Annotated in this window: 21 protein-coding genes; 13 read left to right on the forward strand and 8 right to left on the reverse strand. The window is 69.3% G+C overall.

Annotation, left to right across the window (positions count from 1 at the left end):
- Positions 1 to 218: 218 nt before the first annotated feature.
- The 3 genes from ADL29_RS17610 to ADL29_RS17620 all read left to right on the forward strand — a co-directional run bounded on the left by ADL29_RS17610 (position 219) and on the right by ADL29_RS17620 (position 2,614).
- The gene (locus ADL29_RS17610; protein ID WP_157878516.1) at positions 219 to 662 is read left to right on the forward strand and encodes a hypothetical protein; all 444 of its coding nucleotides are present in this window, start codon (positions 219 to 221) and stop codon (positions 660 to 662) included.
- A gap of 87 nt (positions 663 to 749) precedes the next feature.
- Positions 750 to 1,589: a hypothetical protein gene (locus tag ADL29_RS17615; RefSeq protein ID WP_157878517.1), complete on the forward strand. Its 840-nt coding sequence runs from the start codon at positions 750 to 752 to the stop codon at positions 1,587 to 1,589.
- Between the two features lie 26 nt (positions 1,590 to 1,615).
- Positions 1,616 to 2,614: a hypothetical protein gene (locus ADL29_RS17620; RefSeq protein ID WP_157878518.1), complete on the forward strand. Its 999-nt coding sequence runs from the start codon at positions 1,616 to 1,618 to the stop codon at positions 2,612 to 2,614.
- Between the two features lie 410 nt (positions 2,615 to 3,024).
- Here ADL29_RS17620 and ADL29_RS17625 read toward each other — a convergent pair whose 3' ends face one another.
- The 7 genes from ADL29_RS17625 to ADL29_RS17655 all read right to left on the reverse strand — a co-directional run bounded on the left by ADL29_RS17625 (position 3,025) and on the right by ADL29_RS17655 (position 8,757).
- Positions 3,025 to 3,330: a MazG nucleotide pyrophosphohydrolase domain-containing protein gene (locus ADL29_RS17625; RefSeq protein WP_053924602.1), complete on the reverse strand. Its 306-nt coding sequence runs from the start codon at positions 3,328 to 3,330 to the stop codon at positions 3,025 to 3,027.
- Between the two features lie 80 nt (positions 3,331 to 3,410).
- A complete protein-coding gene (locus ADL29_RS17630; protein ID WP_053924603.1) occupies positions 3,411 to 3,911 on the reverse strand; it encodes a nucleoside/nucleotide kinase family protein in 501 nt (166 codons plus the stop codon).
- Positions 3,908 to 4,861, reverse strand: coding sequence for a nucleoside 2-deoxyribosyltransferase (locus ADL29_RS17635; protein WP_053924604.1), 954 nt, complete (start codon positions 4,859 to 4,861; stop codon positions 3,908 to 3,910). The genes ADL29_RS17630 and ADL29_RS17635 overlap by 4 nt, the downstream gene beginning before the upstream one ends.
- A gap of 25 nt (positions 4,862 to 4,886) precedes the next feature.
- Positions 4,887 to 5,705 (reverse strand): PfkB family carbohydrate kinase, encoded by an 819-nt coding sequence (locus ADL29_RS17640; RefSeq protein WP_053924605.1) that lies wholly within the window; start codon positions 5,703 to 5,705, stop codon positions 4,887 to 4,889.
- Positions 5,706 to 5,721: 16 nt separating this feature from the next.
- Positions 5,722 to 6,546, reverse strand: coding sequence for an HhH-GDP family DNA glycosylase (locus tag ADL29_RS17645; RefSeq protein ID WP_053924606.1), 825 nt, complete (start codon positions 6,544 to 6,546; stop codon positions 5,722 to 5,724).
- Positions 6,543 to 7,253: a maleate cis-trans isomerase family protein gene (locus tag ADL29_RS17650; protein ID WP_053924607.1), complete on the reverse strand. Its 711-nt coding sequence runs from the start codon at positions 7,251 to 7,253 to the stop codon at positions 6,543 to 6,545. Before ADL29_RS17650 ends, ADL29_RS17645 begins: the two co-directional genes overlap by 4 nt.
- Positions 7,237 to 8,757 (reverse strand): radical SAM protein, encoded by a 1,521-nt coding sequence (locus ADL29_RS17655; protein ID WP_053924608.1) that lies wholly within the window; start codon positions 8,755 to 8,757, stop codon positions 7,237 to 7,239. Before ADL29_RS17655 ends, ADL29_RS17650 begins: the two co-directional genes overlap by 17 nt.
- 210 nt (positions 8,758 to 8,967) lie before the next feature.
- On the opposite strand from ADL29_RS17655, the gene ADL29_RS17660 reads away from it, so the two are divergent.
- On the forward strand, positions 8,968 to 10,353 hold the full coding sequence (locus ADL29_RS17660) for an NsdA family TPR-like regulatory protein (RefSeq protein ID WP_053924609.1): 1,386 nt from the start codon (positions 8,968 to 8,970) through the stop codon (positions 10,351 to 10,353).
- A gap of 10 nt (positions 10,354 to 10,363) precedes the next feature.
- On the opposite strand, the gene ADL29_RS17665 is transcribed toward ADL29_RS17660, so the two are convergent.
- Complete coding sequence (locus tag ADL29_RS17665) at positions 10,364 to 11,173, reverse strand: SDR family NAD(P)-dependent oxidoreductase (RefSeq protein WP_053924610.1); 810 nt, start codon at positions 11,171 to 11,173, stop codon at positions 10,364 to 10,366.
- A 364-nt stretch (positions 11,174 to 11,537) separates the two neighbouring features.
- Between ADL29_RS17665 and ADL29_RS17670 the strand changes: the two genes are divergently transcribed.
- The 9 genes from ADL29_RS17670 (at position 11,538) to ADL29_RS17710 (ending at position 18,779) form a co-directional block, all read left to right on the forward strand.
- Positions 11,538 to 12,011 (forward strand): ATP-binding protein, encoded by a 474-nt coding sequence (locus ADL29_RS17670; RefSeq protein WP_053924611.1) that lies wholly within the window; start codon positions 11,538 to 11,540, stop codon positions 12,009 to 12,011.
- Entirely contained in the window at positions 12,008 to 12,481 is a 474-nt protein-coding gene (locus tag ADL29_RS17675; RefSeq protein ID WP_053924612.1) for a DUF6415 family natural product biosynthesis protein, read from the forward strand. The genes ADL29_RS17670 and ADL29_RS17675 overlap by 4 nt, the downstream gene beginning before the upstream one ends.
- 148 nt (positions 12,482 to 12,629) lie before the next feature.
- Positions 12,630 to 13,025 carry a hypothetical protein gene (locus tag ADL29_RS17680; protein WP_245689492.1) on the forward strand — a complete coding sequence of 132 codons (396 nt, stop codon included), beginning with the start codon at positions 12,630 to 12,632 and terminating at the stop codon, positions 13,023 to 13,025.
- Positions 13,026 to 13,050: 25 nt separating this feature from the next.
- Complete coding sequence (locus ADL29_RS17685; protein WP_053924614.1) at positions 13,051 to 13,242, forward strand: DUF5999 family protein; 192 nt, start codon at positions 13,051 to 13,053, stop codon at positions 13,240 to 13,242.
- Positions 13,239 to 13,919 carry a hypothetical protein gene (locus ADL29_RS17690; RefSeq protein ID WP_078971080.1) on the forward strand — a complete coding sequence of 227 codons (681 nt, stop codon included), beginning with the start codon at positions 13,239 to 13,241 and terminating at the stop codon, positions 13,917 to 13,919. Before ADL29_RS17685 ends, ADL29_RS17690 begins: the two co-directional genes overlap by 4 nt.
- Before the next feature lie 589 nt (positions 13,920 to 14,508).
- The gene (locus tag ADL29_RS17695; RefSeq protein WP_078971095.1) at positions 14,509 to 15,780 is read left to right on the forward strand and encodes a TfuA-like protein; all 1,272 of its coding nucleotides are present in this window, start codon (positions 14,509 to 14,511) and stop codon (positions 15,778 to 15,780) included.
- Complete coding sequence (locus ADL29_RS17700) at positions 15,767 to 16,918, forward strand: YcaO-like family protein (protein WP_053924616.1); 1,152 nt, start codon at positions 15,767 to 15,769, stop codon at positions 16,916 to 16,918. The genes ADL29_RS17695 and ADL29_RS17700 overlap by 14 nt, the downstream gene beginning before the upstream one ends.
- Positions 16,915 to 17,769, forward strand: coding sequence for a class I SAM-dependent methyltransferase (locus ADL29_RS17705; protein ID WP_053924617.1), 855 nt, complete (start codon positions 16,915 to 16,917; stop codon positions 17,767 to 17,769). The genes ADL29_RS17700 and ADL29_RS17705 overlap by 4 nt, the downstream gene beginning before the upstream one ends.
- Positions 17,766 to 18,779 carry an NAD(P)H-dependent glycerol-3-phosphate dehydrogenase gene (locus ADL29_RS17710; protein ID WP_053924618.1) on the forward strand — a complete coding sequence of 338 codons (1,014 nt, stop codon included), beginning with the start codon at positions 17,766 to 17,768 and terminating at the stop codon, positions 18,777 to 18,779. The genes ADL29_RS17705 and ADL29_RS17710 overlap by 4 nt, the downstream gene beginning before the upstream one ends.
- The last annotated feature ends 13 nt before the right edge of the window (positions 18,780 to 18,792 follow it).

Below are 18,792 nucleotides of genomic sequence, written 5' to 3' on the forward strand. Positions count from 1 at the left end.
CGTCCGGTCGGGGAGCAACGGCTCGATTCGCCTCCACTGCACATCAGTTAACGGCATACCCAGACCAACGACCGACTGATCCAAACGAAACTGCCTAGTGCGCTCGTGAAGAGTGAGTGGAGTGCCTTGGCGGCGGAGCGGGAGGTGCTCACCGCGCGAAGCGCCGAGTTGAGTTGCTCGCGTGTTCAACTTGCCTGTGCTGTGGGAACATTGACCACATGAGCGACCTTGGCGCAAGGTCTTGGCGGTCGGTGGCGTGGCGGGTGGCGGTCCCGGTCCTGGTCTTCGCGGGCAGCACGACGGTGGTCATGACTCTCAGGTTCTCCTGGACCCCGCGAGCCGACAGTGACCGGTGGGCTGTGGCGATGGTCGTTGCCGTGTTCCTCAGCGGCTTGGTGGGCAGCGTCTTCGAGTGGGTCCGCGGCAGCAGCACGCCCGAGACCGGCCCGGCCTCGACCGATAGGCAGGAGGTCACCGCAGGCCGGGACAGCGAGAACATCGTGGCCCGCGGGGATATCGGCGTCGCCGGGACAGGCGCGCCGGGACCGGCCGTGCGAAACAGACCGGCGGCGCCGCTCGATCAGCGCGTGAAGTCGGGCCGCCGCAGCCGGAACATCGTGGCCGGCGGAAACGTCGCGCTCCCGCCGGAGGATAGGGAGTAGCAGCCGGTGGGTGACGGGGACCGCCGAGAGGTGCGTCAGCAGGTGTGCTCCGGCAAGGGGAGTGTCAATACCCTGGCTGCGGGCGACGTGGGCGACGTACATGTGACGAACAACTACTACAGGACGAAATGGGCCGGTGCGGTAGCTTTCGCCGTGGTCGTCGCCTTCGGCGCGGTCTACTACCTCACCGGCAACCCGGATGTCAGGGACGCGTGGGCCAGTGGCCCGCCTCTGCGCGTCACGGTCCAGACCAGGGACAGCGTCGTGAACCACAACGGGGCGTGGTTCTTCCCGGGAAGGCTGCTGAGCGGCGGACAGACGCTCCGCACCGACCAGGTGGCCGCAGTCATGTCGAAGCGGTCCGACAAGGTGGACACCTACGAGACCACCACGCAGGTGACTCTCGAGGGCAACCGCAGCCACACCGTCGACATTACGGGCATCCACATCAAGGTCCGCAGCAAGGTCACCCCGGCTCCGGGCGGGACCCTGCTCGTCTATCCGTCCCAGGGTGAGGACACCAACATCAAGATCGGGTTCAATCTCGACGAACCGGTCCCCGTCCCCCGCAACGCCGATCGCGAGGGGGAAGCGTTCGGCGGACGCTACTTCGACGACCACTCGGTCTCCGTCAAGGAGGGCGAGATCGTGAACTTCGGTTTCACCTTCGAGACCGTCAAGTGGGATGTCACCTATGACATCGTGCTCGACGAGGTCATCGACGGCGAGCACACCACACAGACAGTGACCAACGGGTCCCGGCCGTTCCACACCAGGGGATTCGCCTCGGCCTACGACCAGACGGTCGCCCCGGACAGTCAGGACGGCGCCTTCGCCGTCACCGACCGCGCGAAGGCGATGGAAGCGATGTGCGGCACGCCCTGCACGGTCCGGCTGGCCCAGGGCACCGCGGCCACAGCGAAGTAGGTGGGGAGCGGGTGAAGCCGGCCAGGATGAGCACGAACCGCAGGATGACGCTGGTGCTGGTCGTCGCCGTGATCGTGGCTGGGCTCGCCGGGTACCTGGCGAGACAGTGGGATGCCGGGGCTCCGGACTCCGCCACCCCGCACGCTAGCGCGACCAGCCGCACCCGGGCGAGGCCCACCGCCATACCGAGCCCCAGTACGACCAGCGATAAGCCGTCCGCCTGGTGCGCCGCCGCACCGAACGTGGTCACCGTCCCGCCGCCGAAGGTCGAGCTGCTGTTCTCCACCGCCACCTGGCGCAGCTGCACGACCAAGGTCACGCGCAGTGGAGCCGGAAAGGGAGGCATCCAGTACAAGGTCGACGCGACGCTGCCGGTCTTCTGGTCAGCGAACCCGGCCGTCGATGCGCTCAACTCGGAGATCAGGAGCCGCATCGACGACGACGTCAAGGGCTTCCTCGCCGCCGTCGACGAGAGCACGTCCGACGCGGCTCAGGACGCGGCCTTCACCCTCTCCGAGCAGCCCAGGATCAACCAGGTCGGCCGACTGGCCGTGATCCAGTTCACCGGCCAGGTATATGTCGGCGGCTCCCACGGTGGAGTGATCGACAACTGGATCAACATCGACACGGACACCTGGACGATCCTGGGCAAGGACCAGATCCTTCTTCCCGCCGCCCGGCAAACCGCGGGTGCCACCAGGCTGGCCAGGCTGATCGCCCCGAAGATCAGAGGCATGAACGGCGGCTCCTGCACCACGGACGCGGAAACCCTCCTCGCCGGCGGCCAGACGCCCGAGGGAACGGTCACGCCCAGCAGCTATCAGAAGAACATGGAGATGGGCTTGCAGTTCGGCGGCCAACTCGTCGTCGACTTTCCCCCTTACTACCTCTTCGCCTACGGCTGCGGCATCGGCTCCGCCACGCTCGAACTCCGCGATCTCAGCGGCCTGATCAACCCGGACACGGCCGCCCTGGCCACGGCAACCGTCACACCCGAGGTGCCCCCTTCACCCTTCAGCGGCTGAACCGAGGGCGCTGGGGTCCTGTTGAACCGCGAGGGCCGTTCGCTCGTTGTGTCGTCTGGCGGACCTGTCAGCACGAGCAGGCTCGTTGACATCCAACCTAGTCGGCCCAGGTCCGCGGGCTGCACACGACTCACTTCGCTGTCAAAGGACAACGGCTTGGCCTCGCCGCCCTGGTCCAGCAACACCCGCCCTCCGTCGATGGCGGCTTGCCTGGCGCCCTCCGCCGGCTGCCCTTCGTACACGCGGATGCTTCGCTGCTGAGGCCGGACGGAGGCCAGGGGTGCCAGGCGAGCGAGTGCCGGATCCGTCGCGTGGGCAGAGGAGACGGGGGAGCCACCGCGTCGCACCCCGGAATTAGGGGGAGGCGACGTCTGTGCGACGCACAGCGCTATCCGGTGGGTCGAGGTGCGTCAGCCCTCGCGTACGCGGACAGGCACTCCTTGCTCGTCGCACCTGTACTCACGCCGCGCGTTCTTTTCAATCTTGAGGGTGACCTCGTGGTCGAGATCGATGCCGTTCATCTCGGCCAGGGCCGCCACGTACAGGAACACGTCGGCCAGTTCCTCACCGAAGTCCGGCAACCGTTTGCGCCATGCGGTGAACGCCTCACCAACCTCGGCGTTCAAGAGGCCGAACTCCAAGGCCACGTCTGTGGTGTTGAACCCCTTGAGGTTCTTGTTCTCCCAGGCGAGCTTCTGGGCGGATCCGATCTCCACGACTCCTCCGGCGGCGGTACAGCAGGTGCTCTCGCAGCCTAGCGGGAGCAGTGTGCCGGCGCGCTGGCTTCGTCAGGCCGTCACCCTGCCGAAGGGAGTTCGAGGGCTGTGGTGTCGAGGGTGAGCACACGGGTGTAATCCGCGAGAGTCGAGAAGACCCTCTCGTAGCCCGTTACCAGGGCGGACACCTCCTCCAGGCTGACAGCCTCCCCGTCGCGCGAGAGAAGCCGCTGACGGATGACGGCCGGAGGCGCGGTCAGATGAATGAGCACGCCGGAACGCTCGATCACGCTCTCGGTGAGATCGATGGCCTGGCTCCAGTTGATCCGGGACCGGCCCCGATGCAGGGGGCCGTAGACCAGTTCGCTGATGAAGCACCGGTCGAAGAGGATGCGCCCGGTCCCGGCGAGGATGTTTCTGTAGCGGCTCGCCAGGTCGAGGTGGTCGGGAGTCTTGGGAGAGTGCACCACAGCGAAGCCGTGGTCCGTCGATAAGCGTTCGCCGAGTGTGCTTTTGCCAACCCCGTCGCAGCCTTCGAGGACCAGGGTCTGGTACTCGCCGGCGATCTCGTCGAGGTTCATGCCGCCAGCCAGGACAGGACGGCGTCGCCGCTATCGAGGTGGGCGTCGGCGGCGTATTGGATCATGAGGTTCCGCCAGTTGGGCTCCCGGCCGTGGGCATGAGTGAAGGTCGGTCGCGGCTGGAAGGCCGCGATCCGTACGCCGCTGGCCGCAGCGGCACCGATGAGCAGAGCGGTTCCCGGTGGCGTCTCCGGGCCGGAGACGTCTGCCAGCAGCCGGGCAGACGAGCACGCCGCGGTCAGGTCAGCAAGGGCCCCTGCCACGGGGTCCGCAGCCGCAAACCGCTGCGGTACCACTACGGTGTGGCCGGCATCCACACACGCTTTGGCCAGGTGATCTCGGCCCAACGCCGTATACGGCGACGCCTCAACATAGATGGGTGCGCCGATGACCGCAGGAGGGCCTACGAGCTGAGGGGCGCGATCCGGCAGATCGAGCAGCGCGTCGACGGTTGCGTCGAGTGCCGTGTTCATCTGGGCCAGGTTGCGCGACCGGAACCCCGTGAACCGGGAATGGGCCGGGGCCGACGGCAGGGTCGGCGGTCCGAGCCTGGTGATGCGCACGATGCGGGCGGCCACGGCTTGAAGGAGAGGGTCGGGGAATTCAAGGCTGGGGCCGGCCTCGGTCAGTGAGTAGGTCTGGAAGTCGGTGGTGAGCACGATGACCGGGACGCCGGAAGCGGCGGCGTATCCGATCTCCATGCAGACCCCGTCGTCGAGGCTCGGGCCGTGGAGGAGGGCGACCATGGCTTCGAGGCGGCCGAGGCGTTCGCGGTCCAGCTCGAACAGGCGGCGCCCCTTGACCTCGGCGACCAGGTCCTCCTCGTCGGTGTCGCAGAACGGCAGGAAGACGCGCTCGGGACCGACCTTCGCGGCGAGTCGCTGGGCGAGATCGGCGGCGAGAGCACGGTCGTGTGCGGCAAAGAGCCGATGGGCTATGTAGACGGACACCGGGAGAGGCCCCCAAGTCGGTGGGTCAGGCGCGGCGAGGCGCGGGGATGGGAAGGGATGGGGCCGCGACGTACCGGGCTGCGGCTGCAGTCGCTTCTGCCAGAGCCTGGACGGTCGTCGCGCCTTGCGAGCGGTGGGCCAGGAAGGTCCCGGCCAAGGTGTCCCCAGCGCCGGTGACCTCGCGCGGAAGATACGGCGGGGGAACTGCGGAGGCGCCCTGTCTCCCGAAGTGCCGCACCACTGCGGCGCGGGGGCCGTCGGTGACGATCACCTCCGGGAGCGTGCTGGTGTCGACCACCCGTTCCACGAGCTGGTACTCGGCCGCGTTGACGAACACGGTGGTGGCCTTCGGCAGCCAGTGGGCAGAAGCACGGATCATCGCTTCCGCGCTCGGCAGGAAGAAATCCACGCTGAAGTCGGCCCCGTTCCCGGCGAGTCGGCCCAGGACCGCTTCCACGTCCAGCGGGCGGCGGCAGCAGACGTGGTAGGTGCCGCGGGGGTGCAGGTCCACGTGCCTGAGCGCGTGCCCGGTCACGCCCTCGGCGACGCCGTAGTCCGTGCGTACCGCCACCAGCTCGCCCTGCAGGTCGTACTCCAAGTCGAAGGTGGTGGACGTGCCGTCGGCCTGGATGCGCGCGGACCAGTCGATCACGTCCAGTCCCGGCGCCTCCGGAAGGTGAGCGAGATCGCTGCCGAGAACGCAGACCGGGGCGGCCGGGCGGCCGGCCTTTGCCGCTGCCATCGACAGCAGCAGAGCCGCGCCACCGAGCCTGGCCCCACCCCGGTGGTCGGGGTAGTGGGTCCGGTCCCGGCTGATGTTGCCGATCACGTCGAGCCGTTCCACGGTCTCCCCCAGCGGGTCAAGCAGGACGGGTGTGGTGTGCGCAGTCGACGACCTTGGTGCAGACCGGTCGCTGACGGCAGAGTTGTGGGGCCGGGCCGTTGAGGTACAGGCGCTTGAAGTAGATCAGGACGAGGTGCGCCCACCAGGTGGGCTCCACTCCCTCGGGAATGGTGACCTGGTATCCGTGCTGGGAGACCAGCGAGCGGAACTCGGCGGAGCGGGCGTGCACGGCCGCCTCAAGGACGTGGCGCATGCGTTCGTGGGCCACGGCACCCGAGGGAAGGGCGATGCCCAGCGCTGGTGCCAGCTTGGTGACCATGCCGGAATCCACCGGAATGATGCCGCAGTGATACCCGCGTGCGGTCAGCAGCGCGCACTGGGCCACCTTGTACGACGCCCCCCGTACACGCTCGGCGAAGTCGAGGACCAGGCCGTCGCAGTCGGCCGACTCCGAGGTCGGGTCGATGCCGTCCTTGTCCCAGCCAAGGAGAAGCTCGGCAAGGGAGCGCAAGTACTCGACCCGGGTCTGCGGCAGGCCGATGGGTCGCACCAGCGCGGCGAGTTCGGCGTCCGTAGCAGTGACGAGGTTGTCGAAGCCCTGGGCGTTCGCCGAGGCGATCACTCGCGCATAGGTCTCCACCATCCGGTAGGAGACCCGGGTGGACCAGCCAGCGGCGAGCATGCGCACCCGCGGGTCGCTGATCGAGGTCGGCCACCACCGGTTCTCGTCATGGTTGGCCTCGACCTCGGCCTGTACGTCCGGCAGGCTGGCGGCGCGAGCGACCAGCCGGTGGACGCGCCGGATCTCAAGCGTCTTCGCCTTCGCGCGTTCGGTCGTCATGGACCGACTCCAGCACAGGCGCGGGCAGCCAGGAGCGCGATTGCGAGATTGGACGAGAACACCGGCTTCCCGAACCGGTGCTCCAGTTCAGTGATCACCGGCAGGGTGTGCCACCCGGTGCATGACAGAACCACCGCTTCGGCAGACAGGACTGCCTCCTTGGGTAGCTGCTCCACCAGACGAAGGATCCGATCCGGGGTGACATCGGGGTAGCCGTCGTCCAAGCCGAGGCTCCCATGAGCCAGGACCTCGACGCCGGCCTCGGCGAGCGCCGTGCCTTCCGCCTCTGTCACCTGGGCGGGATAGGGCGTGACCAGTACCACGCGCGAGACGTCCGCCTCGGCCAGAGCGCGCAGAAGGGCGTCGAAGGCGGTGGACACGCCGCTCGGCAGCGGCGGACCGTCAGTGAAGCCCGCCGACGTGCACGCCAGGATCACCCCGTCGAGCGGAATATGGGACAACGAGTCCAGCGCCTGCGTTGACGCTTCGCGAAGCCCGTGCCAGAACGAAGCGTCGACCGCCGTCGTCCTGGAGGCGGGTACCAGCCGCGCGTGGTGGAAGACCGTGTTCCGCAGGCCGAGGCGGGCCAGCTCGGTCTCCACCGCGATGTTGGCCCAAGGCAGCAGCAACCCGATGCGGACGGCACGATCCGCCGCCGCGTCAAGGGCTGCCAAGGTCGCGAGCGCGCCGTCAGGAAGCGGCTGCAACGCGTTCTCCGTAGATCATGCGGGGCGCATGGCCCGTGACCACGAGATCGGCAGTCGTCCCGATCGGGACGACTGTCTCGCGCTCGACGATCTGGATGGAGTACGAGCCCAGCCGTCGCCACCAGGTGCCGCCTTTGCCGATGAAGTACGAATGGAGACCGGGCACCTGCAACCCGGTCGGGTAGACTCGCTCCTTCATCGGCTGGTCCCAGGTGAAGTCGATGTCCGCCTTCCACGAGGGGAAGTGCTCGGCCGACGGCAGCGGTTCCAGCTCACCGAGTGCGGCCAGCGGCGTGCCCGGGAAGGCCCGGGCCAGGCGTACGTTCGTGCGGTGGCACAGCAGGCCGGCATCGAGGATCCCGGCCAGATTCCGCAGGTTCGCCGCATGGGTGCCGTGGGTCTCGCCGGGCAGACCGTAGATCAGGTTGAGGCCCGGGAGCAGCATCGGCAGACCGCCGGGGCCGCGGGCAGCGCCCGCCTCGTTCACGTGCTCGACGGCACGCATCAGGATCTCGGGCGTGCAGGTGAGGTTGTTCCGCTCGATGACCACGGGGTCGAAGCTCTCGATGCCCATCGGCGCGCAGTTGCCCTCGGTGCAGTAGTCCGCCACCAGCTTCGCGATGCGCAGGCCCACAGGCGCGGCCGCGGCCAGGGGGTCCGCGTTGTCGATGTGGAGCACCTCCAGCTCGGGACAGCGTTCCCGGATTCCGCCCAGCAGGGCGCGGATCGCTTCCTCGTCCCTGTTGCGGTAGGAGAAGAAGCAGGTCTGCTGGCCGAGGCGGAAGTTCCGGACCCCGGCCGCGTAGAGCTGGGCTGCCTCGGCGACGACGTCGTCGACCTCGCGGAAAGCGACGAGGCGCGACTTGGCCGGCTCGTTGCAGAAGTCGCAGAACTTCCGCCGGGTGCAGCCGCGATACAGCTCCAACTCCGCGATCGGGCGCCAGGGCATCTGCTCGACCAGGCCGGTGAACGAGTCGCGGTCGCGTTCCATCTGCGCGTAGTCGGCGGCGCGACGGCTGCCGAGCAGAAGATCACCGGACGTCACGGTGTGGGTGTGCACTGCGTCGAACAGTCCGGCGTACTTGGCAGGCATGGCCAAGGCATAGGTGGACAGCGGTCCGAGCAGGTATCGGCGTCCTCGCGCACAGGCAAGCGCGCGGGCGATCTCCTCCAATGACCCGTTGACCGCGTGCAGATGTACGGACGGAACGGCGTCTCCGGCTACGACAACGACGATCTCGGCATCACGCAGGAGCTGAATGGCGGCGTCGCGATTGGCGGTGGTCGAGTACGTCAGCGGATCGCTCTGGGGCGGCTCGACGGCAGGTCTGCCACCTGCCAGGCACCACCGGACGTCGTCGATGGTCACGTACCGCACGTCCGCCTCCGGCCGAGCACGCCGGAGCGCCGACCAGGCGTTTCGGACATAGGTCGACAGGTATGGCGGTACACCGAGGCCACTCGGCTCGACGGTGAAGCAGTCCAGGATCACTACAGGCCGCATGCTGTTCTCCCTCCAGAGCCGGGGGCGTCGGCGGCACTCCAGCGGCGTCCTTGCCGGGAAGGCCGTCGGCCCGCAGCCCTCTCAGTCTCAGGGCTGGCGGGGTTCCAGAGGAGGGAGCAGCAGGGTTGTTCGGTTGTACGGGAGTTGTTCTTTCATGGCTCTGTGTCGAAAGGCTGGGACAGAGGGTGATCCGCAAGGCATCATCTCTGCATGGGTAGTGCAAGGGGGGCCGGCGAAGCCAACGCCGCATTCGCGGCTGTGCTCTTGGAGGCCGGTTGTTCGCACGCGGCCTTGGCCCGCAAGGTCAACGAACTGGGTGCGCTGCAGGGCGAAGTGTCGCGCTACGACAAGGCGTCGGTGACCCGCTGGCTGCAGGGGATGACCCCGAGGAAGCGCGCGCCCGAGTTCATCGCCGCCGCTCTGGCCAGCTTCTTAGGACGTCCCGTCACCCCCGTTGACATCGGCTTCGCAGAGCAGCCCCAGAGGCCAGTGGTTGCACGGGCCTTGACGTACCGTGAAGACGTGGGTGAAACACTGCACACGCTCGCGGAGCTGGGCTCCACCGACATCGCGAGGCGCAGTCTCCTCGGCGCGGCGCCGTTCGTCGCGACTGCCCTCATCGACCCGCAACGGCAGTGGCTCCTGTGGCTTCTTGAAGACGAGCAGGCTCCCCGGCTCGCCGCGGTCGCTGGCAGCGGCCCCGTCAAGCAGGTCCAAGCGATGATCGAGATGTTCGATGAGATGGACAACCGCTTCGGCGGTGGCGGAGTCAGGGCGAGCATCGTGCACTACCTGAGCACCGAACTGGCCCCCATGCTGCAGCAGCGCAACATGCCCACGCACCAGCGCCGACTCCTCTACACCTCGGCCGCGAAACTGGCCGCGATGGCTGGCTGGTGCTCGTACGACTCCGCCGATTACGGACTTGCAGAGCGTTACATGATCCAGGCGCTCAGGCTGTGCGCCGAAGGCGGCGACCGCGTACTCGGCAGGCAGATCCTGGCAGGCATGTCTCACCTCGCCACCAGCCTTGGCAACCCTGCCGAAGGCGTCTCGCTGGCGCGTGCGGGAATCGCGACCGCCAAGTCAGCGGGCAGCCCGCTGGGACTCATGCGCCTGCACGCCATGGCTGCCCGCGGTTACGCCGTCCTCGGCGACTCTCGCCGGGCCAGTGCCTCTCTGCACGCGGCCAGCGGAAGGCTGGAAGTCAGCCGGGGGCCTGCTGAGGAATCGCCGTGGGTCCGTTTCCTCGACCACCACTATCTGGAGGCCGAAGCCGCCTTGGTCCACCGCGACCTCGGCGAGGCAGGTCAGGCCGAGCGCCTCGCCACGGCGTCCGTCGCGGCGAACAGCGACCGCCGCCGTCGCCAGGCGATCAGCCGCTCGGTGCTCGCGACAGCATTCCTCCAGCAGGACCGGTTGGACGAGGCGGTCGGCACCGCGAGCAACGCCCTGGACCTGCTCGCTGGCGTTCACAGCGAGCGCTCCGTCCAAGCCCTGCGCGACTTCCGTGCACGTCTTGCGCCTCACAGAGGTGAGGCGATCGTGCGCGACTTCGAACGGAAGGCCCGGCCCGTACTCGGCACAGCGGCCTGACCACCTCGGCTCAGTACCCCTCCGGCGTTGGTGCGTTCTGGCCCTTGTCGACGGGGAGATTGACCCCCGTCACCCCTCGCGATTGCTCCGAGAGCAGGAACGCGATGACGTCGGCCACCTCCTCCGGCCGCACCAGCTCCCGCCCCGGGAACTCGGCGCGGAACCGGTCAAAGGCCGGCGGATCCTCCTGGCGCATCCGGTCCCACCGCTTCCCCGGGATGAGCATCGACCCCGGCGAAACCGCGTTCACGCGGATGCCATCCGCAGCCAGCTCCCGTGCGAGGCACGACACCATGTGGATTTGGGCTGCCTTGGCCGCGCCGTACTGCGCCTGCGGGCCTGGTTTCCAGCCGGAGACCGAGGACACCACGATGATGGGGCCACCGCCAGCGGCCCGCAGGTGCGGGGCGCTCGTAGCGACCAGCCGAGCGAAGTGGCCGGCGTTCATATCCCAGGTAGCTGACCAGTCCTGAGCCGTTGCCTCGGTAATTCCTCGGCCACGCGCTCCTCCCGCGCACGCGACGACGCCGTCCAGGCCGTCCAGCGCTGATGCGGCCTCCTCCACAAACCGCTCCAGTAGCTCCGGCACGGCGACGTCCAGGGGCTGGGTGAACAGGGTGTCGGGCGAATCGAGCGAACTGCGCAATGCCTCCAGCGGCTCGGGCCGCCGGGCACACGTTGCGACGCGGGCTCCCTCCGACAGCAGCAGGCGTACGACGTGCTCCCCCAGCCCCCGGGAACCGCCCGTCACCACAATCCGGCGGCCAGCAAACCGCCCCGTCGCCGCCCGCGGCCTGCGGTCGTGTCCTGTGTCAGTCATCCGTACAACCTCTCACCAACTGTGCCGACCTGCGTGGCCACAAACATCCTCCGTGCCCTCTTCTTACCGGGCCGCCTGGGCGGTTCTCTTGTGGACGTTCCCGGTCCGGGGACAACCGTGCAGTCGGCCAGCCGACCCCGGGCCCGCAGATCGGGAGACCGCACCAACCCCGGATGGCCGTCTGCCACTGCTGTACCGCCGAGCCCGGGGCCGGCGGCCCGAATCACGAAACGAGCGAGAGCCAGCGACCGCACCCCGCGCTCCTCTCCCAACTCGGGAGGCACATCGTGTCCCAGGCATCACCTCTGCGTAACAGACTCACGTTGGCCGACACCCCCAACGCGGTCGGCTTGGCACGGTCGCGATGATCGTCGGAACAGTCGAGGATCTGGGGCTTGCATCCGAGGCCGTACGAGACGACCTGATCCTCTGCATCAAGCGTGACCCCAGGCCCGAGGGACACCCCACCCCGGAGCACGAGGGCCGGTGGGTCTGCCGCCTCCGCCGGATCAGCACGGCCAAGCTGTGCCACTGGGGGATCCCCGGCCTTGTCGACGACGCCGAAAGTGCGATCAGCGAACTCGTCACCAACGCGCTGGTATACGGGACGGGTGACCGGGTCGCCTTCCGGTTCCTCCTCGGCGCCGACGTGCTCGCGCTCGAAGTGGACGACGGTTCCCCCGAGCGAGCGCTCGTCAACACAGCGGACCCGGACGACGAGAACGGCCGCGGCATGTTCATCGTCAGCGCGCTCTGCACTCTGTGCGGCGTGAGTCCCGACGGAACCAAGACCTGGTGCACCTTCAAGATCCCCACCACCCCGCGGAGGAACCGATGACTGCTGCAACCAGCCTCGCGCGGCGGACGCCCTCGCGAGACGACACTGTGGAGAAGGCCAAGCGGGTCGGCGACCGCGCCACCATCGAGCGGTTCGTGGCTGGGCTGAAGGAATCGTTGGCCGTCGACTTGGTCGCCCTTGCCCATGTCGAAGACGACATCGACGCAGCGCTTGGTGAACGCGGGCTGGCCGCCAACGAGATCACTCCGTTGTCTCTGCGGCTGCGCAGCGCAGTCGCCCAGCTCGTTGACCTCGTGATGCAGGAAACGAACGGCCGGCCCCAGGGCAAGGTCGCCGCCGCGGTCCTCCGCTCCTGTCATGCCTTGGAGGAGGCGCTGCCGGCAGAAGGCGCTGAGGCTCTGGGACACCTACGACGCGTTGCGCTGGCCGCCCAGGACATCCTCGATCAGGACGTGATCGACGAAGACGTGCTGGACCGCGCGGCGAGCCTGGGCGGTGAAGCCCCATGAGGCTCCAAGTCGCCTCTCGCCCCGCAGTGTCCTACTGCGCTGAACTCCCTCTCCACCGGTTCGAGGTGGACCCCCGAAGCGGGCCGGTGGAGAGGGGCACCAAGGACGGGCTGAAACTGCTTTGCGAGGAGGCCGCGTCGTGACCCGGATGACGTTGCTGGAGGCCATCACCGCCGCGGTGTGGGGTGACGAGCCTGGAGACGAACTTGCGATTCTTCGTGAGGACGCCGAACAGGTCATCCGCGACGCACGCGCATCCCTGAATCACCCGGATGCCAAGAACCCGGCGGGCATGAACGTGCCGAGGGTGGAGGCGGTCATCGCCAACCTCCTGCCGTACTGCCAGGCCCATCTGGACCCCTCCAGAGCGAACACCGTGGCCAGGACTGTCGTCGAGCATGCGCACGACCTCGTCAGCGGCACCCACAGCAGCTGGTGTTACCCGGCACGGCGGCGGCTGCGCATCCTGCTGTACTCCGCCAGCCGGTTGCTCGCCCTGACGCGGGCCGGGCCCGACAGCGGCACCCCTGGAACTTCACCTTGACCAGCCCCACTTCCGGAGACTTACGATGTGCCAGCATCACCCCCCGTGCCCCAGTGCAGAGGCTTCTGATCGCGAGGCCGCGCAGGTCCTGTCCAGCCACCCCGAACAAGGGTGGACGCTGCTCTGCAACGGCGTCCTGCTCTTCGAGGACACAGGCGAACTGCTGCCGAACGGGCAGATCATCGCACCGCGCCGCGCCGCGGCGGTCCCGGCATGAGCCGACTGATGGCCCGCCCCACGTTCGTCCCGTACATCACCACCCGCGTCGGCGAGGAACCCGCCTCGGCGGCGACGCTGGGCGTGAGGCCCGGCCCCAACGGTGGCCTGTACTACGCGGACGAAGGACCGCGGGACCGGGATGCCCGAGGCGTGCTCTGGGCCCGCTGCTCGCAAAGCCGCCTCGGCAACACCCTCCATGGCAAGCCCCGTTGGCGCGACGTACACCCAGCACGTCAACGGGAGTGCATGGAGAAACTGCTGTGCCAGGGGTGCGTCCAGCAAGCCAGCCGGACCTCCCTGGGGTACCTCTTCCTCGCCTCACCGCCGCCCGACACCACGTCGAACGACTGGGTCGAGGGGTACCGCACCGCGCAGCCGCCGCTCTGCCTGGAGCACGCGGTCATCGCGACCGAACAGTGCGGACACCTCTTGAGGGAAGGCGTCGTTGCCCTCCGCTCACGGGTGCCCCGCCTGTACGGCGTGCTCGGCATGTACTACCAGAGCAGGGGGCTCCAAGCCCCCGAGCCCGTCAAGCCGGACGCAGAGGACGACGTCCCACCCCTCTCGTACAGGGACCGGCGGCTCATTCCTTGGATCTTGGCGTCACAGCTCGTGCGCGAGCTGCGTGGCGTCACAATCGTCAACCTCGAAGAGGAGATCGAAGCCCGTGTCTGACTTCATCCACCGGCGCCTGACCGAATCCGGCGTGACGTTCCGGCCGCGGGGCATGCGCTACTCGCGCCGGCCGCGCGGCAGCGGCCTGCGGCCCCCGCGCTGACAGCCCGCACAGGCGGGGCCCCTTGCAGATCCTGCAAGGCATTTGCACGCCCTGCTAATCGACCACCACGGCCGTCGCGCTGATGGTGCTCTCGAAGCGGCACCACCGGCACGAAGTGGATCGTCGCCGACCACTGCATCCTCACCCAGGGCTGAATCCCGAGACTTCCCGCCCCGGCCAGGGACGGGCAGGCGGGCCCGCAAGGGCGGGCCCGCGGCACCACCGGCATGCGGGCAGCAGGCGCCCGCACTGTCCGCAATCACAGCACGCAACGAAGGAGAAGACCCATGGAGTCCAAGTCCGGAATCGCCGCCGCCAGCACCTCGGCCGAGGAGACCGAGAACATCACCGCTCCCGTGGTGGTGGCCGTCGACGTCGAGGACGAGGAGTAGTCCCCGTTTCGCGCGTCCTGACCTAGGGCGCCCCTCCCCGGCCCCGCCCGGGGCCGGGGAGGGGCGCCCCTCGCGCTTGACCGTGGAGGTCACAGTGATTCATGTGTTCGTCGGGCCGACGCTGCCCAGCTCCGAGCCACCACTCGCCGCGCCGGGCGTACAGGCGTGGCCGCCGGTTGGGCACGGCGACCTGTTCGATCCCGCGATCCGCAGCGGTGACACGGTGGTGATCATCGACGGGGTGTATCACCAGGCGCCGGCGCTGCGACATAAGGAGATCCTGGCCGCGATGGGCCAGGGAGTGAAGGTGATCGGTGCGGCGAGCATCGGCGCGCTGCGCGCGGCTGAACTGGCGCCATACGGGATGCTCGGCGTCGGACACATCTACGCCGCCTACGCCAGGGAGGAGATCAACGGCGACGACGAGGTGGCGGTCGGGCAGGCCCCGGACGGGGAGTTCGGAGCGCTGACCTGGCCGGTGGTCAATCTCCGGCACATCCTTCAGCTCACCCAGTCGGCTGGGGTGATCGACGGCGAACGGGCCGCCAAGATCCTTCAGGCGCTGCGGGCGGTCTACTACCCGCAGCGCACATGGGCCGCCGTACGGGCCGTGTGCCGCCGCCTGGACGAGACGGAGTTCGCCGGGTGGCTGGCCGCACAGCTTGAGCAGGACCGGCACTTCGGCGACCTCAAGCGCGCCGACGCCCTCGAAGCCGTACGCACCGCGCTGGACGACGGCACAGCACCACAGACCGATGCCCCGCTGGAACCCGCGGCGTGGGAAACGACGTACTTCCGACGCTGGTCCAACGCCTTCGCCCGCACCTGTGTGGACAGGCTGGAACTGTCCACCGAGGACCGCCTCGTTTACCAGCAGGTTTTCGACCCGGCGTTCGCCAAGACGTGGGCCGCCTACCTCGGACACCGCTCCCTGAACCCCGCCGACGGCGCGGCGGGTTTGCCGCTGGAGGCGCGGCTGGCCCAGGTCACCGGCGGCGGCCTGGGCGCCGACCGCGTGTTCCACCCGCCGATCGACCTGCGCGACGAGCAGACCGTGGCCCTACTGCTGGCCGGCGAGACCGAGCAGGACCGCCGGGCGGTCGCCCGCTACGCCGACGCCCTTGTTGGGGAGCGCCGCACCCGGCCCGGGTTCACGGTCGCAGCGGTGCGCGATGACCTCACCCGCCAGCTCCTGATGCGGGTGTGGCAGTGCTCTGAGCAGGAGTTCGACGCGGAGGCGTCCGCGCGCGGGCTGGTCTGCGGGGCGCGCGCCGTCGTGGCGGCCAAGCGGCTCGTCCCCGGGCTGCTTCAAGAGATGAGAGAGACGACGACCGAGCGGACGGAGGCGGCCGGTGTTACGCGGTGACGGACTGGTGGCGCTGCCGGGCACGGTGCGCGCCCGGACGCCGGAGGAGACATGGGAGGCGCTGGTCGAGTGCCTTGAGGACAAGTTCGGCATCACCCGGGTCGCAGAACTGACCGGCCTGGACTGCATCGGCCTGCCGGTCTTCACGGCGATCCGGCCCACGTCGCGGACCCTAAGCACGTCACAGGGCAAGGGCGCCACCGCGCTGTTGGCGAAGGTATCGGCGGTGATGGAGGCGATCGAGCTGTGGCACGTCGAGCAGCCGCTTCCCGTCGCCGCGCGCGGCCCGGCCGCCGAGGTCGCCCCCGACTGCCCCGTGACGGTGCTACCGCTGACTGTCCCGTATCCCGAACGCACCCTGGCTCAGGTGGTGTGGGAGTGGACCCCCGGCACCGGCCTGGTCAGTGGCAGCAAGCGGCTGCTTCCGGTCGACCTGGTCCGCCGCCGGGTACAGCGACCCGAGTGGAGCCCGGATCTGCTGCGTGCGACAAGCACCGGTCTGGCGTGCGGCAACACCCGCGACGAGGCCCTGCTGCACGCCCTGTTCGAGGTCGCCGAGCGGGACGTGCTGTTCCAGGATGGCCAGGTGGGCGGGCGGCGACGCACCCTCATCACGCCCGGAACGGTCGACGACCCCCACGGCCGCGAGGTTGTTGGGCGGCTGCTGGCTGCGGGCATGGCGCTGGAGATCGCGCTGGTGGACGGCCCGTATGGGCTGCCGGTGTGCGTTGCCTACCTGTGGTCGGAGGACTACCCCGTCGTCTTCGCCGGCGGCGGCTGCCACACGTCCCCGGCAATCGCGCTGACCCGGGCGCTGACCGAGGCCGCGCAGTCCCGGCTGGCCGCCATCGCCGGAACCCGCGACGACCTTCCCAGCGACCCAAGCAGCTTCGACACCCCGCCCTTCCGCCCGGCGCCCACCACGGGGCGCGCGCCGTGGCGGGAGGCAACCGGCCACTTCACCGGGGCGGGCGGCGGTTTCGCCGAGCAGGCCGGGGCGGTGGCGCAGCGGATCGCGCACGTCACCGGGCACGAGCCGGTGGCCCTGGATCTGTTCGCCCTGGACTCCCCCGTTCATGCCGTGCAGGTCGTCTGCCCCGGCACCCGTTCGCGGACCAGGAGGTCAATGCCCCGATGAACCCCACCACCACGGCGAAGCCGCCTGCCGAGAAGCGCTCCGCCCAGTACGACGCCTTCCATACTGCCCGCGCCCGCACCGATCTGGTCGCCCGCCTGTACGCCGCGGCGATGGGCGAGGACTACCCCGCCGAGGTCGCTGCCTCCAGCTCGTGCGACTGGCCCCTGCTGGGACTGATGACCACGCGGCTGCGGATGCGGCCCGGCCAGCTCTTGGTGGACGCGGGCTGCGGCACCGGAGGCATCGGCCTGTGGCTGGCCCGCGCCCTCACCCTGCGCCTAGAGAGCTTCGACCTGTCCCCGGTCGCCGTCGCCCAGGCCGCCGACCGCCGCACCCACTTCGGCATACCGGCCCAGCGGGCCGTCTTCCACGTCGCCGAGTTGGAAGACACCGGCCTGCCCGACGGCTGTGCCCACGGCATCGTGTGCGTGGACGCCCTCGGCGGCGCCGACGACCGCGACGCGGCACTGCGTGAACTCGGCCGCGTCCTGGCCCCGGGCGGCCGGCTCGTGATGACCTGGGCCTCGCGGCGGGACACCGCCCCCGCCTGGCCGGAGCGGGCCCGCGCCGCCGACCTCACGGTCGAGCACGTGGACGAGCGGCCCGCCGAGCCCGCACTGTGGGAGCGGCTCTACCGGCTGTGGATCGCCCACGCCGACGAGCTACACAGCGAGTTGGGCGAGACCCAGGCCGAGCGCATGCTTCGCGAAGCGCATCAGGTGCTGCCCGCACTGTCGGGCCGCCGCGCCGTAGTGCTGACCCTGCGGCGCCCCGCGAATGCCACAGACAGCCGTGGTGCGGCCGATACGATGACTGGGCCCGGACGCCATGACGAGAGGACCCCGCAGTGAACCAGCGCCATTCGGCCCGTGCTGCGGTGTTCTCGGCCGGGTCCTGGGGCACCGCCGTGGCCAAGATCCTGGCCGATGCCGGCACCAGCGTCATCGTGCACGCCCGACGGGATGAGATCGCCGACGCGATCAACACCCAGCACCGCAACCCCGGCTACTTCCCGGACATCGAGCTGCCCGCCGCCCTGACCGCGACGACCGACCCGGCCGCCGCACTCGCGGGCGCGGACTTCCTGGTGCTATCGATCCCCGCGCAAAGCCTGCGGACCAGCCTCGCCGCATGGGCGCCGCACATCGGACCCGACACCGTGATCGTGTCGCTGATGAAGGGAATCGAGCAGAGCAGCCATCTGCGGGCGAGTCAGATCATCACTGAGGTGACCGGCGTGAGCGCCAACCGGGTGGCGGTGCTGTCCGGGCCGAACCTGGCGCGCGAGATCATGGACGGGCAGCCCGCCGCCGCCACCGTCGCCTGCGCCGACGAGGACGCCGCCCACCGCTTCCAAAAGGCGTGCCACACCGGCTACTTCCGCCCGTACACCAGCACTGATGTGACCGGCTGCGAGCTGGGCGGCGCGGTGAAGAACGTCATCGCCCTCGCGGTCGGCATCGCCACCGGCATGGGCCTGGGCGACAACGCCACAGCGATGCTCATCACCCGCGGGCTGGCGGAGACCACCCGCCTGGCTGTGGCCATGGGCGCCAACCCAGCCACCCTCGCCGGCCTGTCCGGCACGGGCGACCTGGTCGCCACCTGCTCCTCCCCACTGTCGCGCAACCGCACCTTCGGCACCCACCTCGGCAAGGGGCTGAGCGTCGAGGAGGCGACGGCCGCCACCCGGCAGACCACCGAAGGCGTCAAGTCCGCCGAAGCGATCCTCGCCCTGGCCCGCGCCCACGACGTTGAGATGCCGATCACGGAAGTCATCTCCGCCCTGCTGCACGAGAAGGTCACCCTCAACGAGGCCGCCGCCGCGCTGATGCAGCGGCCCCCCAAGCCCGAGCGCTGACCCCCGGCGCCCC

The organism is Streptomyces chattanoogensis (assembly GCF_001294335.1).
GTDB lineage: Bacteria > Actinomycetota > Actinomycetes > Streptomycetales > Streptomycetaceae > Streptomyces > Streptomyces chattanoogensis.